Source organism: Pseudomonas sp. M30-35, from assembly GCF_002163625.1.
Lineage (GTDB): Bacteria > Pseudomonadota > Gammaproteobacteria > Pseudomonadales > Pseudomonadaceae > Aquipseudomonas.
Map to the genome: position 1 here is coordinate 2,360,259 of NZ_CP020892.1, position 15,673 is coordinate 2,375,931.

Below are 15,673 nucleotides of genomic sequence, written 5' to 3' on the forward strand. Positions count from 1 at the left end.
TTCAGCCTTTAAAACGAGGCGATTATCCGTCCGAGCGTGGCCATGGCTTCTTCACTTTGTGGCGTCCACGGATAGCCGCAGTTGAGTCGTGCACAGTTACCGAATTGACGGCTGGCGGAAAAGATCGGGCCGGGCGCCAAGCTGATGCCTTGCGCCAGAGCCAGTTTGAAGAGGCGTAATGAATCGACCTGCTTGGGAAACTCAAACCATAAAAAATAGCCGCCTGAAGGACGACTCACTCGCGTTTCCGCTGGGAAATGTCGAGCGGCGGAGGCGAGCATTGCATCCTGTTGGATTTCCAGGTTGTGCCTGAGCTTACGCAAATGCCGGTCATAGCCACCGTGCTGTAGATAATCAGCAATGGCTGCTTGCGCCGGCACCGAGGGCGATATGGTGGTCATCAGTCGCTGCCGGCTGACTTGTTGGGCGAAGCGGCCAGCCGCTACCCAACCAATGCGATAGCCCAGAGCCAAGCATTTGGAGAAAGAACCACAGTGCATCACCAAACCGTCGTCATCGTAACTTTTAACCGGGCGCGGTGGCCGTGCGGCGAAACTTAATTCAGCGTAGACATCATCCTCGATCATTGGGAGTTGATGCTGTTTAAGCAGTGCATAGAGCGCGCGCTTTTTATCATCACTCATACTGGCGCCCACCGGGTTCTGCAGGCTGCTCATGAACCAGCAGGCTTTAATCGGTAGGGTCGACAAGCTCTCAGCCAGGCAATCAAGGTCAATGCCTTCACGCGGATGAACCGGGATCTCAACCGCCTTGAGCTTGAGGCGCTCGAGCACCTGTAATGTGGCATAAAAGGCCGGTGCTTCAATCGCCACCAGGTCTCCCGGCTGGGTGACGCATTGCAGGCATAAATTTAACGCTTCCATGGCGCCATTGGTGATGACTAGCTCCTCAACCGGGAGCAATACACCGCTGAGCATGTAACGCAGTGCAATTTGCCTGCGCAAGCTGGGGTTGCCCTCGGTCATGTCAGCGATTACAGCGCCGGGTGACATTGTCCGTGCGGTTTGTGCCATTGAGCGTGCCAGGCGCGCAAGCGGAAACAGATCAGGCGAGGGGAAGGCTGAGCCAAAGGGAACAGTGTCCGGGTCTTTGAGGGAGCCCAGCACTGAAAAAACCAAGTCACTGACATCAACATCGGTGGTGGTAGCCCGCGAGTTGTTTACCTCGGGTTCAGGCAAGGGTTGCTGAGCGTGTTGGCGGACAAAATAACCAGAGCGGGCGCGCGCTTGAATCAGCCCGCGATCTTCGAGCAGGTAATACGCTTGAAATACAGTTGATGGGCTGACGCCAAAGGTTCTGCTGGCGTGACGTACGGAAGGCACGCGTTCGCCGGGCATCAGCACCGCGGTGCGAATTAGCTCTGCAATTTCATCCGCAACTTTCTCGTAGCGTTTCATTTTGTCCAGACTATCAGCGAAGGGGTCGCCATACTTTACTGCTCGCGCACCGGTCATGGGATTATTCAGCGGATGGCAGGTGAAATAAAGGTGCTGTCGGCACTGACTCGTTGATCGTGCGTCTCAATATTGCTGACCACGAATTTTAGCGGTTCGGCACTTTTGACGGCGCTTGGCTGGAGTAGAACAACGCTAACAGGCAGGTCAATAATCTCTCCAGCTGCGAGCTTAATCTGCCGCGTGCCTTGCAGCGCAAATGCCGGGCTGTGGTCGAGCGCGATCGCGTAGCGCTGTGGTTGCTGGGTTTTATTGATGATTTTTAAGGTGTAAATATTTTCGATCTGGCCTTCGCTGTTTTCACGAAACATTGAGCGGTCTTTGCTGACATCAAGCGAAAGCATTGGGCGCGTTTGCAGTGCCCAGGCAAAGCTTGCAAGCATCATCAGCAATACGGCTGCATAAGCCACCAGGCGAGGGCGAAGCAATTTCGTTTTGCCGCCATTGAGTGCGCGTTCAGAGGTGTAGCGCACCAGACCCCGCGCATAACCCATCTTGTCCATTACGTTATCGCAGGCATCGATACAGGCACCACAGCTGAGGCAGTTGAGTTGCAGGCCATCACGAATGTCGATGCCGGTTGGGCACACTTGCACGCAAACTGTACAGTCGATGCAATCGCCCAGGCCTTCAGCCTTGTAGTCGCTGTCCTTGCGTCTCGGTCCGCGCGCATCGCCGCGGGCGCTGTCATAGGTTACAACCAGCGTGTTGTCATCGAACATAACGCTCTGGAAGCGCGAGTACGGACACATATCCAAACAGACTTTTTCCCGCAGCCAGCCAGCGTTTACATAGGTCGCCGTGGTAAAGAAAAACAACCAGAACGCGGTGGAGCCATCGATATTCAACTGCAAGGTATCGACGACTAATTGGCGAATCGGCGTGAAATAGCCAACGAACGCCAGCGCTGTTGCCAGCCCAACCGTCAACCACAATGTGTGTTTAGCCACGCGCCGAAGCAGTTTATTCAGGGACCATGGCGCTGCATCCAGTTTTAGGCGTTGATTGCGCTCACCCTCGGTGAGCTTCTCTATGCGCATGAATATCCAGGTGAACACGCTTTGCGGGCAGGTGTAGCCGCACCATACACGCCCTGCATACACGGTGATAAAGAACAGCCCGAACGCGGCAATAATTAGAATCGCTGAAAGCAGAACAAAATCTTGTGGCCAGAAAGTAGCGCCGAAAATATAGAATTTTCGTTGCGCAAGGTCCCATAAAACGGCTTGGCGATCACCCCAGTTCAGCCAGGCTGTACCGAAATAGAGCAAGCACAAAAAACCGGCACCATAGAGGCGGAGATTGCGGTAAAGACCGGTAAAGCTACGGGTGTGGATAACGCCGCCAGCTTGCGCAGGGGTTATACGCACCGGAGACGTGTGGTCGATTGTGTCGATGATTGTGGCGGGGATACGGTCAGTCATAGCAAGCGCCTCTTGGGCTGTATTTCAGGCGAGGGCTATGATCGAGACAATTCTGCACTTAAAACAGACTCAGTTTTTTAAATAAAATACAGATCAGATTGATCTTTGAGATGTTTTTGAATGCGCTGTATCAGGCTTTGCAGTGCGTCTATTTGATCTAAAGCAATAATTAGTACAGGTCACATTGTTTGTTAGAAACTGACCTGTTGTTTTTTATGGGTTCTGAGTCTGGTTAGCGCAGCGATGCTGCGCCATAGTGGGTGTTTGGCTGCCAGTAATGTGTGTGCAGCTTGTTAGCTACCCAACGCATAACAAATGAGGAGAGAGCCGTGTTATTAAGAGGCCTGACTTGGTTGGTGCTGTTCCAGATTGTCGGTGTGGTTATCAACCATGCATTGCTGCCAGCACTGCCGGGGGCGATTATCGGCTTGCTGCTGTTGTTGGTATTCCTGCTGGTTCGCGGCCGGGTAGATGAGCCACTCAACACTGCCGCCAATACATTACTGCAGTATTTACCACTGCTGCTGTTAGTGCCCGCAACAGGGATTATGACCAGCAGCCATGAGTTACTTGAAAACCTGATGCCGATTGCCGGGGCGCTGGTTTTATCTCTGCTGATAACCGTTCCGTTTTGCGGTTGGTTAATGCAAACCCTTGCCCGCAGAGTTGAACGGCGTTCGGCGGATAACTCATGACGGGGGCATCGTCACAAAGCACCTGGCTGGTGGTTCAGCAACATCCACTGTTCTCAATCGGCCTGACACTGATCGCTTTTCAGCTGGCACTTGCGCTGTACCGGCGTAGTGGTTGGTTGTTGCTCCAGCCGGTACTGGTCTCCATGCTGATTGTGGTGTCCACGCTGCTGCTCTTGGGTATCGACTACAACACCTACCGCCAAGGCGCCGCACCTATCGCGTTGTTGCTAGGCCCGGCGACGGTTGCACTTGCCGTGCCCTTGTACCGCAACCTTAAGCGGATCCAACTGTTGTTCTGGCCGATAATCCTGACCATTACGGTTGGCGGTGTATTTACGTTGTTGTTAACCCTGACGATTGCCCATCTTCTGGGGGCCGATCTGCAAATATTGATGACTTTGGCAACCAAGTCGGTAACCATGCCAATTGCCATGTTGGCAGCCGATCAAATCGGCGGAATTGCAGCATTGTCGGCTGTGTTTGTGATGATTACAGGTGTAATTGGCACCGCAATCGGCCCAACTATGCTGCGCTGGGTTGGGGTTGATCATCCGGCGGCACGCGGCATGACTTACGGTATGAATGCTCATGCGATAGGCACCGCCAGAGCACTGGAAGAAGGCGAGGAGTGCGGGGCGTTCGCCGCGTTATCCATGAGCTTGCTCGGTGCTTTGACAGCTGTGTTTTTGCCGCTTTGTGCTGGCTTGCTGGTATGGCTTTACAGCAGTTGAGAGGCATGCGGCCAATGTGGCCCATGAGCAGGAAGAGAGAAGCTAGTTAGCAAAAAGCCCGCCGAAGCGGGCTTTTTGCTGATGGGGCTGATCCTTCAGCTGATTTGATAATACATCTTATGTGTGAAGATTTCGTGAAGGAATAGACAAAAAGTAAACAAACATGGAACTTTTTGCCATTACTACGCTATCAGTGGCTGACCCCATCGGCCGATGGGCATTCGACCCCTGTCATCAGGCCTTACAAGCCTTTTATTGTCATGACATCGACATTATTCGGTCACAGGCTTGCCATTGAAACTCGCTCAAATCGTCGTAACTCTTTAGGAGAAAAGACGATGCGAATTTGCGTAATCGGAGCTGGGTATGTGGGCTTGGTTTCAGCGGCGTGTTTTGCTGAGATGGGCAACCGTGTCATCTGTATAGAGCGTGACAGCGATCGTTTTAAAAAGCTCAGTCAGGGGCAGGTACCCATTTATGAGCCAGGCCTTGAGCAGATGATCAGTTGTCACTTAGATAACGGCCAGTTGAGCTTTACCCAGGATTTCGCAGAGGGTATCAATCAGGCGGAGGTGATCTTTATCGCGGTGGGAACACCAAGCGGCGAAGACGGTTCGGCTGATCTATCGCATGTGCTACATGTCGCCGATGAGCTGGGCAGGCATATTCAACAGCGCTGTTTGGTCGTCGATAAATCGACTGTTCCGGTCGGTACTGGCGAGCGTGTTGCGCAGCGTATCAACAAGCAATTGGCGGCTCGCAATAAGAAATTTCAGGTGAATGTGGCGAGCAACCCTGAATTTCTAAAAGAGGGGGCGGCGCTGGATGATTTTATGCGCCCAGACCGGGTAATCATCGGTTGCGATGATGTCCAAGACACCGAAATGCTGCGCCGCTTATACGCACCGTTTATCCGTAATCACGAACGCTTGCTGTGTATGAGCGTGCGCGCAGCCGAGTTCAGTAAATATGCGGCTAATGCATTCCTGGCCACTAAAATATCCCTGATCAATGAAATGGCTGGGCTTTGTGCACGGTTAGGCGTTGATATTGAAGAAGTGCGCCGGGGCATTGGCAGTGATAAACGTATTGGTACGCACTTTATTTATGCGGGGTGTGGGTATGGAGGCTCTTGCTTCCCGAAGGATGTCCGCGCTCTTATTCGCACCGCTGAGCAAGAGGGTATCGAACCCGGTATTTTGCGCGCGGTAGAGGCTCGCAATGCATTACAGAAGACCTTGCTGTTCCAGGCTTTGCGCGAACACTTTTCGGGGTTTATGCAAGGCCGGGTCGTGGCTATCTGGGGATTATCTTTCAAGCCCGGCACCGATGATCTACGTGAGGCGTCTAGCCTGGTGCTGATTGATGCGTTGTTGGCGGCGGGTGTGACTGTGCAAGCCTGTGACCCGGTTGCAACCGCTGCAGTGGCCGCGCGCTACCCAATGGAACTGCAACGTGGTCAGCTAAGTCTAAGTACATCACCCTATGATGCAGCGCAAGGCGCTGACGCGCTGGTTTTGGTCACTGAATGGAAGCAGTTTCGTCAGCCAGATTTCACTCGAATTCGCGGTATGATGCGCATGCCCGTGCTGTTCGATGGACGAAATATCTACGACGCCAAGCAACTTGCAGAACTGGGGTTTTTATATCGCGGCATTGGCAGACCGCAGCATGGCGGTTGTATGGTGAGTGCGGCCTGATAGACTAAAGTGCTTTCAAACAACTTCCATAGGAGTCCCATGATTAAGAAATGCTTGTTCCCTGCAGCCGGTTACGGCACACGTTTCCTCCCGGCCACCAAAGCGATGCCCAAGGAAATGTTGCCGATCGTGAACAAGCCGCTGATCCAGTACGGCGTTGAAGAGGCGCTTGATGCTGGCTTATCAGAAATTGCAATGGTTACAGGACGCGGTAAGCGTTCGCTCGAAGATCACTTCGACATTAGCTACGAGCTTGAGCACCAAATCCGCGATACCGACAAAGAAAAATATTTGGTCGGTATTCGTCGTTTGATCGATGAGTGCACTTTCTCGTACACCCGCCAAGTTGAAATGAAAGGCCTTGGCCACGCGATCCTCAGCGGCCGTCCACTGATTGGCGATGAACCATTCGCCGTGGTTCTGGCTGATGACTTGTGCCTCAATCTCGAAGGCGACGGCGTTCTTGCGCAGATGGTCAAGCTATACAACCAGTTCCGTTGCTCGATCGTCGCCATTCAGGAAGTGCCTGAAGATGAAGTGCACAAATATGGCGTAATTGCGGGTGAAATGATCCGCGACGACATCTACCGCGTAAACAGCATGGTAGAAAAACCGAAGAAAGAAGATGCACCCACCAACATGGCTATCATCGGTCGTTATATCCTGACTCCCGATATTTTCGACCTGATCGAACAAACCGAACCGGGCAAAGGGGGGGAAATTCAGATCACCGACGCGCTGATGAAACAGGCTCAAAACGGTTGTGTACTGGCCTATAAATTCAAAGGCCAGCGGTTCGATTGTGGTGGTGCAGAAGGCTATATTGAAGCCACTAACTTCTGCTTTGAACACCTTTACAAGACGGGTAAGTCTAAATAATTTGCAGCGCTCTATTGTAGATTAGCCCTGTGTAAAAAGCCTTTGTTGCTCAAGCTGCAAAGGCTTTTTTATGCTCAAGGTATTGGCATCTGTTCTGAACCCGGGCCCAACGGCTGACCGTAACTGAACTCAATGTAGTTACCACCCGGATCAACCACTCCACAGTAATAACCAACCGGATAAGGCTCATCACGCGGCTCCCAAATCAGGCAGCCTGCGGCACGTGCCTTGTTGGCGAGTGCATCGACCTGCTCACGACTTTCAACGGCGAAGCCAAAGTGCGAGTAATCGGTTGTGGCCAAGTGGCGTTTCTGGCCACCGGGCATCATGACTAAAATAAACTGGTGTTCTTTGCCGGGCTCGGCCATCCAAACGATGCGCGAACCTTTGCCTGCTCGCTGGTGGATGACGTGCATGGCGCAAAACTCGCGATAGAACTCGATGCATGGGTCCAAGTCAGGAACATGCAAGGCAATATGGGTAAGGGTCGGGCGCATATAAAACCTCCGTATGTTAAAGATAGGTGCTTGCGGCGGTTTTGCTGACATCTGGGTTATGATTGAGCCTTCATCAGGAGGATAAGCATGACTTACGATTTCGATCTGTTTGTGATCGGTGCGGGTTCCGGCGGCGTCCGTGCAGCGCGATTTTCAGCGGGCTACGGCGCCAAAGTAGCGGTTGCTGAAAGCCGTTATCTGGGAGGCACCTGCGTAAACGTAGGTTGTGTACCTAAGAAGTTGTTGGTCTATGGTGCCCATCTTGCTGATGAGTTTGAACAGGCCAAGGGCTTTGGTTGGAGTGTCGACAAGCCGTCTTTTGACTGGCCAACCCTGATCAACAACAAAAATACAGAAATCAATCGTCTTAACGGGGTTTACCGCAACCTCTTGGTCAACAGTGGCGTCACGCTGCTCGAAGGGCATGCGCGCATGCTTGATGACCATCATGTCGAGTTGGACGGCAAGCGCTATAGCGCTAAAAATATTCTGATTGCCACTGGTGGATGGCCGAGCATTCCTGAAGTTCCAGGACATGAGCACGCCATTGGTTCCAATGAAGTGTTCTTCCTCGATCAGTTGCCTAAGCGCGTTATTGTCGTCGGTGGTGGCTATATTGCGGTTGAGTTCGCGTCTATCTTCAATGGCATGGGCGCACAAACTACTCAGTTATACCGCGGCGAGCTGTTTTTGCGCGGCTTCGATGGCGCAGTGCGCAAGCATTTGCAAGAAGAGCTGACCAAGAGCGGTATCGACCTGCAGTTCAATGCTGATATCAAGCAGATTGAAAAGCAGTTGGATGGCAGTCTGTCGGTCACCTTGAATGACGGACGTACTTTAGAAACCGACTGCGTGTTCTACGCCACCGGCCGACGTCCGATGCTGGATAATCTTGGCCTTGAGAACACCTCGGTCAAGCTCAATAAAGATGGTTATATCGAAGTTGATGAACACTACAAGACCACCGCACAGTCAGTGTTTGCAATTGGCGATGTGATTGGTCGGGTGCAACTCACGCCCGTGGCTCTATCTGAAGGTATGGCCGTTGCACGTCAGCTGTTTAAGGCCGACGAATACCGCAGCGTTGATTATCAGATGATTCCAACGGCGGTGTTCAGCCTGCCGAATATCGGCACCGTCGGCATGACCGAAGAGCAAGCGCGCGAAGCGGGGCACAGTCTCAAAATCTACGAAAGCCGCTTTAAACCGATGAAGCTGTCTTTGGGTGATTCGACAGAACGTACCCTGATGAAGCTGGTGGTCGATGCAGACTCTGATCGTGTGCTCGGCTGTCACATGGTGGGGCCAGATGCGGGTGAAATCATTCAAGGCTTGGCTGTTGCGCTTAAAGCGGGCGCCACAAAAGCCATCTTCGATGACACTATTGGCGTTCATCCAACGGCGGCTGAAGAGTTCGTCACCATGCGCACACCTGTCACTGAGTAATTAATGCAATGAGCATGGCGCAGTTATTTTATGCGGCTGATCTGTTCGGGGTGGCTGTGTTTGCTATCACCGGAGCGCTGATGGCCGGGCGCAAGTCGATGGACTTGTTCGGTGTATTGGTGATCGCAATCATCACGGCCTTGGGCGGCGGCACTTTGCGTGACGTCATCCTGGGCAACCACCCGGTCAGTTGGATACGCGATGACACTTACATTCTAGTGGCGTCGATCGCTGCGGTTGGCACGGTGATTTGGGTCAGGCTGACTCAGCCTATTCACGAAAAGGGCCTGCTGATTGCCGACGCATTCGGTCTGGCGGTGTTCACCGTTTATGGCACGGAAGTGGCGCTGCAGCATGATCTTCAGCTCAGTACGGCAGTGATCATGGGAGTCATTACCGGAGTTGCTGGTGGGGTGATGCGCGACATTATCTGCAATGAGATACCGCTGATTTTCAAAAAAGAGATCTACGCGACTGCGTGCATTGCAGGCGCCTTGATGTTTATTGCGCTCAGGGAGTTGGCCACACCTCCATGGCTCGATACGGGGGTAGCCATGCTTACGGTATTGGCTACGCGTCTTGCAGCCATTCGTTGGCATTTTTCTTTGCCGAGATTCCATCTGCTGGATAGGGATTAACCGTGATTGAACGCCTCGATCATCTGGTCTTTACCGTTGCAAACATCGATAAAACAGTAGATTTCTATACGCGCGTATTGGCTATGCGGCATGAAACCTTCGGTGAGGGGAGAAGTGCATTAGTCTTCGGCCAACAGAAATTTAACCTGCATGAGCAGGGTAAAGAATTTGAGCCCAAGGCTAAGCAGCCGACGCCGGGCGCGATTGACTTGTGCTTAATTACCGACTGGCCAACCGATAAAGTATTGGCGCATCTGGCAGAGCAGGGCGTGGCGGTCACTGAAGGTCCAGTTAAACGCACAGGCGCAACTGGGCCAATTGAATCGGTCTATTTTCGCGACCCTGACGATAATTTGATCGAAGTCAGTCATTACCTCTAAGCGCAGCTTGTAAAGGTTATTCTGGCGCCTGAATCAGGCGCCAGAATCTTCATCGGCTACTCGTGATGAGGCTCGCCGACAAAGGTCAGTGAAGTGAATAATCCCTGTTCGGTAATGTCAGGATTGTTGGCGACTGGCACTACAGTCTGTGCAGAGATTACGTTTAATCCCTCATTTCTCACGATGACTTGCGCGCGACCTTGAGCGTCGGTTTCAGCGCTGACTTCATCTGGCGCACTGCGGTAATCACCAATCAGCTTGATCCCGGCTAATGGCTTGCCATTAAGTTTGACGATCACTGGCAGCGGCTTACCAGGGCCGACTGTAAGCGGGTCAACCTGCGGCACAATCACCAGCTTTAAACGATCAAGTTTCGGCAGTTTGGCGCCTTCGTGGTAGATCGCCAGGCTGTATTTAAATGTCTGTAGTGAAGCAATAGCCCCCGGCACTTTTGAGCGGCCTTGATTGATCCATTGTTTGTCTGCAGTTTGCGACCACATGCCATTATCCAGTGCCACAGCCATTACTGCCGGTGGGCTCAACGGCTGCAGGCGGGCGTGATCACTCAGCCGTTCAACGGTAACCGGAATCATTTTGCCGTTTAGGTTGTAAGCCCAGGCGCCGCTGATCTTGCTCGCTTTAAAAGCGTTATCTTCAGCTCCATGACCATAGATGACCTCTATATTGCCGCGACGTTGTTCGGTCCATAAGCCATGAGCAATGGCCTCACTGGCGAAGATCAAACCGAACAATGAAAGTGATACGGCTGTGAGTTTGCGATGCATGTGAAATCCTTAAATGGTTAGAGGTTAAGCGATAAGCTCAGGCTGAAATTGCGCGGTGCACCGGGAGCAACCCAGTAACTGCTGTAGGAGCGCTCGTAGTAGTTTTCGTCGAAAATATTATTGAGATTGAGGCCAACGGTGAGGTTGTCACTGGCTTTGTAATGCGCGAGCAAGTCGACGGTTTGATAAGCGCCAAGCTCAAAGTTGCTACCTGCTTCGCCGGAACGATCGCCGACATAGCTGTAAGCCGCACCGATATCCGAGCCGCGCAACACGCCGTCCTGAAACTCATACACAGCCAGAACACTGCCACTGCGTTTTGCCACGCCAAGCAGCGGGCTGCCGGTTGGAATATTGGCATCACCCTTGGTGACTTCTGCATCGATGTAGGCGAATGCGCCAATCACCCGTACGGCATCGCTTAACTGGCCAGCGAGCTGGATGTCCATCCCCTGGCTTCGCGCTTTACCAATCGCTCGACTCGAGTCGGTACTGGGATCGAGCGCAAGAACGTTTTCCTTTTCAATATGAAATGCCGCGATGGTTGCACTAAGGCGTTCATCGAACAGCTCGGTTTTGAAACCTACTTCATAACCAATGCCTTCCTCTGGATCGAACGCTTTGCCGCTAGCATCCAGACCGTTGTTGGGTTTGAAAGAGGTGGATGCGTTGGCAAATACGCCTACAGCAGGCGTCAGTTGATAAAGCAGGCCGGTTCTGTAAGTCATTTCATCATGGCGCTGCTTACTGGTGGCGTTAGTTGTGTAGTCGTCGATTTGTTGCTCGACGTGTTCAAAGCGAGCACCGATCAAGCCGCGAAGTTTTTCACTGAAAACAATTTGATCTTGCAGATTCAGCGCCTGGCTTTTTACCTGCTGGTAAAAGTCAGACCCGCTGCGGGTTCCGTTGGGCTTGGGTTGGCCGTATACCGGATTGTAGATATCGATGGGATAAGGTCCGCCAGCGATCGTGGTGACACGTTCATTCTTACGGTAGTTTTCGTATTCAGTGCCGATCAACAGCTCATGCTGCCAGTCGCCGATATCAAATAAACCGCGCAGCTCCAGCTGGGTGATGCTGTCATGCCAACTATTGTCACGCTCACGGTAGCGGCGGTTGACGGTGTGACCGTCAGCATTTAATGGACGCGCTTCACTGGCAAACCCCGACAGTTCACCTTGCTTGTAATGACTGGCCAAACGTACAGACCAGGTCTCGTCGAGGTGATGCTCAAGTGCCGCTTGAATCATATTGTTGTCATTGTCGACGTCGCCATCATTCGGCTCACCGAGGAAGGTTCTACGTGACAGACGGCTTTTATTACTTGTCGGAACAACAATGCCGCGATCAAAGGTTGAGCTGTGACGAACGAATTCTGTTTCGACTAAAAGCTGCGTATCTGGATCGATCTGCCAACTGAATGACGGCGCGATGAACACCCGCTCGCTGCCGACATGATCACGAAAGCTATTGTTGTCCTCGACAGCGATATTGACCCGCGACAACAGGTCGCCTTGTGGGTCAAGCGGTGTGTTGACGTCCAGAGTCGTACGGTACTGATCCCAACTGCCCGCACTGGTCTGTAGCTTGGTAAACGCTTCAGCCTGAGGTTTTTTAGTGACAATATTGACTGTGCCACCCGGATCACCACGGCCATATAAACTTGCCGCTGGGCCTTTGAGAACCTCGATGCGTTCGATATTGGCGGCATCCGGGGTGGCGGGGTAGCCACGGTTGGCACTGAAGCCATCCTTGTAGAACTCGGATGTCGCAAAGCCGCGAATGCTGTACTCGAATAAGGTCAGGCCACCAAAATCATTCTGTTTAGAAACGCCACCGGCGAAATCCAGAGCGCGTTCGACATCTGAGGTGTTCAGGTCTTGCAGCACTGTATTGGGAATCACACTAATGGACTGTGGAATATCCCTGATTGCGGTATCGGTTTTGGTGGCACTTGCAGAGCGGGTCGCCTGGTAGCCCTCAACTGGACCGGTGGCTGATTCATAATCAAATTCAGAGGTTATGGTCATTGCCTCAAGTTGCAGGCTTTCATTTTTTTCTTCAGCGAAGCTGGCATCGCTGAGCAATCCAATAGTTAACCCGGCCATACAGGCAATTTTGCGCGCCATTACATCTCATCCTTATGCAAGATGTAACAGTATAACGTCACCTTTTAAAATTCATACCATTGGCTCGACGTTACTAAATGTTTCTATGGCGTTAAGCGTTCGCTCTAACTCAGGCTCTAAAGCCAGAATTAGATGGAAAAGGAAGGTTCAATAAGCTGCAGTTTTAGCTGGAGAGTAGGTTGGAGAGCAGGCTAAAGATGGCGATGAAAAGTATTGTTGCGTACCGAGTAATAGTAATTTGCTGAATCGCTAGTTTTTCGCTTTATAGCGGCTTATTACAATGACTGCATGTTCACACGGATCATCGTATGAGGGTCAAAAATGAAACCGTATCTGATATTTGGCAGCACGTTATGTGCATTTACTCTGCTTTTCTCGCAGCTTAGCCAAGCAGAGGAATCTGCAAGTTTTGTTGCTCGTAATGAACAAGTACAGCAGCAAGCGAATGACACTGCCCAGCGCGAGGCGCTAGCCAAGCATTCCCGGGCGGTCAGCAAACAGCAGTCTGATACCACTAAAGACAGCTGAAAATTGGTTACCTCCAGACGTTGATAGTTAATCCTTCCGCTCCTTTATCAACGTCTTCCTTGGCCGCTCATTTAGAGCGGTTTTTTTTGCCACAAACATGCTGATGTAAAGGCTGATCGATCAGGTTGAGTGCCAGCGACTGCTTAATGGCTGAAGTGGCGGGTAGCAGCGAAGCGATTGAGCAGTCGATGCAAGACAAACACGGTCAATAAGGTCAGCAACACAGCAATGCAAACTGAGCTTAAGCGGTACAGCGTTGCATACATGATGTCGTGATCAGGGGTGAGCGACTGGCCGAATAAAATTGCCAGTGTCGTGAGTGCGCCGAAGCCAATGCCCGGCACACCATTTTCGAGCATATGCCAGCGCGCGCAAAACATTGCCGCAATCCATACCAGTAGCACCACCAGTGGCAAAACGTCGTAATGGTTGTAAAGCAGAAGCATGATCAGCAAGGCAATCGCACACCCCAATAATGTGCCGACAGCACGCACTCGCCCCGCAAAATGCACGCCTTTCCAATGCATCGGAAATAAAACCAGAATGCTGGCAACTTGAGCGGACAGCGAGTCATGCAGATTGAGGCCTTGGAACACGATAAAAGAAAGTGTCGCGACCGTAGCACCGAGCAGCGCTTCATGGCGGCGACTCGGCACGTCTTTGCTAGCGACTTGGCGCGGCGCTCTTGGCTCAGTGTCGGGAAACAGATAAAACATCAATCCGGCAATTGCAGCTGCCTGACAAATTGCCCAGCTGTTGTACCAGATCATGTCGTTAACATCGGTTTGCGGATAGCTGGCGAAATTTAGTTGGATCGATAGAAACACAGCGCCGAGTGCGCCAAACAAAAAAAACGGCCCTTTGGTCATCAGCGCAAACCGATAATAAAACAGAGCAAATACCAGCGGCACCATAAGCAAGGGACGGCCCCCGAACAGGCCGTAAAGCACGGCGACCTCGAGATTGACGACTATTCCTTGGGCGAAGAACTGGCGAAGTAGATGGGCGTTGAGCCTGGGCACCAAACCCAGCAACAGCATCGGGTAAACGCAGAAGAACGAGCCATATTCCAGGTTGAGCAATTTGCACATCAGCAGGGCTAAAGTTCCGCCTGTGGCAATACGCAGGCATTGGCGCAGATCATTATTGCTCAGCGGCCGATGGCCGTTCAGCTGTGACCCCGTAGTCGCTGCATTAATAGACATAATGCAGCCAGCTAATCAGGCGGATTTGCAGTGCAGCGATGGCTGCGACAAAAGCATTGTCCAGCGGGATCAACTGAACCGTGGCCTTGGCACCGGTGGGTAAGGTGAAAGGCAATCCTTCATCAAGCTGCAGATGCACGCGTTGGCGCTGCGCATCTCGCACCCAGCGCTCTGAGTGTACGGGCGCCGCCAACTGGCCATTGGCTTCGATCTGACCTTCGCGCACACCTGCATCAAAATGGCTGACCTTTGCAGTGAAGCGCTCGCCTGGACGCGCGTCGAACACCACGATAGCCGGTGTTTGTGTGTCTACATAACGCAGTGCCTTTTCACGGAAATCAGCAATTATGTCCACGCTGTCCTCAACCATTGCGGCCACAGGCGTTCCTGCGGCAACGTAGGTTCCCGGGGTCAATTGCAGGTTGCTGATCACGCCGCTGCGCTCTGCTCGCACTTGTGTGTATTCAAGGTTTAAGCGAGCGCGGTGCAGGGCATTAAGAGCTTGGCGGACACGTAAATTATCCTGGTCGTTAGTGCCGCGGCGCGCTTGCAGTTCGACGCATCTGGCTTGAGCCGCACTGACCGAAGCTACAGCCGCAAGGCGCTGGGCTTCGAGTGTGTCATAGACCTGGCGTGAGACTAGCTGGCGACCGATCAGGCTACGCATGCGCTTGGCCTGCGCGGCCAGGTCGCTCGACTTGGCTTTGGCGGCACTGACTTCAGCCTGTGCGGCCTTGAGCTGTGCATCCAGCTCTATATTGTCCTGCTGTGCTTGCTCAACGGCGAGCTTGGCCTGCTGAACCGCAAGTTCAAAGGGTTGAGGATCAAGGCGAAACAGTAACTGCCCCGGTTGCACATGTTGGTTGTTGGTAATTGCCAGCTCACTGACTTGTCCGGACACGCGCGGAGCGATCTTCAGCACTGAACGGGTAAGCTGTGCTTGCGGTGTTAAAGGCATACTCAGATCAGCGGTCAGAAAGTAAATAAAGCAGCAGGCCAAGGCCGCGATAGCGATTTGAACCCAGCGGGCAAATCGTTGATCTGGAGTCATTCGTAACCTCGATAGAACCAATAAGGTGGGGCACAGACGCAGGGACTGATGAGGTCCTGCCGAGCAAATGACCTAGTATATTTCCTATGTTTTCATGTAAAAATAAGCGA

15 protein-coding genes are annotated in these 15,673 nt (G+C 52.4%); 8 read left to right on the forward strand and 7 right to left on the reverse strand.

Going from position 1 to position 15,673, the window contains the following annotated elements; genetic code table 11:
* Positions 1 to 8: 8 nt before the first annotated feature.
* The gene (gene mapR / locus B9K09_RS10970; protein WP_087519070.1) at positions 9 to 1,418 is read right to left on the reverse strand and encodes a GntR family transcriptional regulator MpaR; all 1,410 of its coding nucleotides are present in this window, start codon (positions 1,416 to 1,418) and stop codon (positions 9 to 11) included.
* Positions 1,419 to 1,483: 65 nt separating this feature from the next.
* Positions 1,484 to 2,899, reverse strand: a complete 1,416-nt coding sequence (ccoG, locus tag B9K09_RS10975) for a cytochrome c oxidase accessory protein CcoG (protein ID WP_087516839.1) — start codon at positions 2,897 to 2,899, stop codon at positions 1,484 to 1,486.
* 329 nt (positions 2,900 to 3,228) lie between these two features.
* On the opposite strand from ccoG, the gene B9K09_RS10980 reads away from it, so the two are divergent.
* The 4 genes from B9K09_RS10980 to galU all read left to right on the forward strand — a co-directional run bounded on the left by B9K09_RS10980 (position 3,229) and on the right by galU (position 6,904).
* A complete protein-coding gene (locus tag B9K09_RS10980; protein ID WP_087516840.1) occupies positions 3,229 to 3,594 on the forward strand; it encodes a CidA/LrgA family protein in 366 nt (121 codons plus the stop codon).
* Positions 3,591 to 4,325 (forward strand): LrgB family protein, encoded by a 735-nt coding sequence (locus B9K09_RS10985; protein ID WP_087516841.1) that lies wholly within the window; start codon positions 3,591 to 3,593, stop codon positions 4,323 to 4,325. The genes B9K09_RS10980 and B9K09_RS10985 overlap by 4 nt, the downstream gene beginning before the upstream one ends.
* Positions 4,326 to 4,663: 338 nt before the next feature.
* On the forward strand, positions 4,664 to 6,025 hold the full coding sequence (locus B9K09_RS10990; protein WP_087516842.1) for a UDP-glucose/GDP-mannose dehydrogenase family protein: 1,362 nt from the start codon (positions 4,664 to 4,666) through the stop codon (positions 6,023 to 6,025).
* Positions 6,026 to 6,064: 39 nt separating this feature from the next.
* A complete protein-coding gene (gene galU, locus B9K09_RS10995; RefSeq protein ID WP_087516843.1) occupies positions 6,065 to 6,904 on the forward strand; it encodes a UTP--glucose-1-phosphate uridylyltransferase GalU in 840 nt (279 codons plus the stop codon).
* 74 nt (positions 6,905 to 6,978) lie between these two features.
* On the opposite strand, the gene B9K09_RS11000 is transcribed toward galU, so the two are convergent.
* Positions 6,979 to 7,401: a VOC family protein gene (locus B9K09_RS11000; protein WP_087516844.1), complete on the reverse strand. Its 423-nt coding sequence runs from the start codon at positions 7,399 to 7,401 to the stop codon at positions 6,979 to 6,981.
* A gap of 87 nt (positions 7,402 to 7,488) precedes the next feature.
* Here B9K09_RS11000 and gorA point away from each other — a divergent pair, with 87 nt between their 5' ends.
* The 3 genes from gorA to B9K09_RS11015 are packed head-to-tail and all read left to right on the forward strand — an operon-like array spanning position 7,489 to position 9,865.
* A complete protein-coding gene (gene gorA, locus B9K09_RS11005; RefSeq protein ID WP_087516845.1) occupies positions 7,489 to 8,847 on the forward strand; it encodes a glutathione-disulfide reductase in 1,359 nt (452 codons plus the stop codon).
* A gap of 14 nt (positions 8,848 to 8,861) precedes the next feature.
* Positions 8,862 to 9,485 (forward strand): trimeric intracellular cation channel family protein, encoded by a 624-nt coding sequence (locus tag B9K09_RS11010; RefSeq protein WP_087519071.1) that lies wholly within the window; start codon positions 8,862 to 8,864, stop codon positions 9,483 to 9,485.
* Positions 9,486 to 9,487: 2 nt separating this feature from the next.
* Entirely contained in the window at positions 9,488 to 9,865 is a 378-nt protein-coding gene (locus B9K09_RS11015) for a VOC family protein (RefSeq protein ID WP_087516846.1), read from the forward strand.
* Between the two features lie 56 nt (positions 9,866 to 9,921).
* Here the strand turns inward: B9K09_RS11015 and B9K09_RS11020 are convergent, their stop codons facing one another.
* Positions 9,922 to 10,650 (reverse strand): DUF4198 domain-containing protein, encoded by a 729-nt coding sequence (locus tag B9K09_RS11020; RefSeq protein WP_087516847.1) that lies wholly within the window; start codon positions 10,648 to 10,650, stop codon positions 9,922 to 9,924.
* Positions 10,651 to 10,667: 17 nt separating this feature from the next.
* Positions 10,668 to 12,779, reverse strand: a complete 2,112-nt coding sequence (locus tag B9K09_RS11025; protein WP_087516848.1) for a TonB-dependent siderophore receptor — start codon at positions 12,777 to 12,779, stop codon at positions 10,668 to 10,670.
* A gap of 321 nt (positions 12,780 to 13,100) precedes the next feature.
* Between B9K09_RS11025 and B9K09_RS11030 the strand changes: the two genes are divergently transcribed.
* The gene (locus tag B9K09_RS11030; RefSeq protein ID WP_087516849.1) at positions 13,101 to 13,307 is read left to right on the forward strand and encodes a hypothetical protein; all 207 of its coding nucleotides are present in this window, start codon (positions 13,101 to 13,103) and stop codon (positions 13,305 to 13,307) included.
* A gap of 143 nt (positions 13,308 to 13,450) precedes the next feature.
* On the opposite strand, the gene B9K09_RS11035 is transcribed toward B9K09_RS11030, so the two are convergent.
* Together B9K09_RS11035 and B9K09_RS11040 are read right to left on the reverse strand one after the other, a co-directional pair.
* A complete protein-coding gene (locus tag B9K09_RS11035) occupies positions 13,451 to 14,512 on the reverse strand; it encodes a DUF2955 domain-containing protein (protein WP_087516850.1) in 1,062 nt (353 codons plus the stop codon).
* Entirely contained in the window at positions 14,502 to 15,563 is a 1,062-nt protein-coding gene (locus tag B9K09_RS11040) for an HlyD family secretion protein (RefSeq protein ID WP_087516851.1), read from the reverse strand. The genes B9K09_RS11035 and B9K09_RS11040 overlap by 11 nt, the downstream gene beginning before the upstream one ends.
* Positions 15,564 to 15,673: the final 110 nt, after the last annotated feature.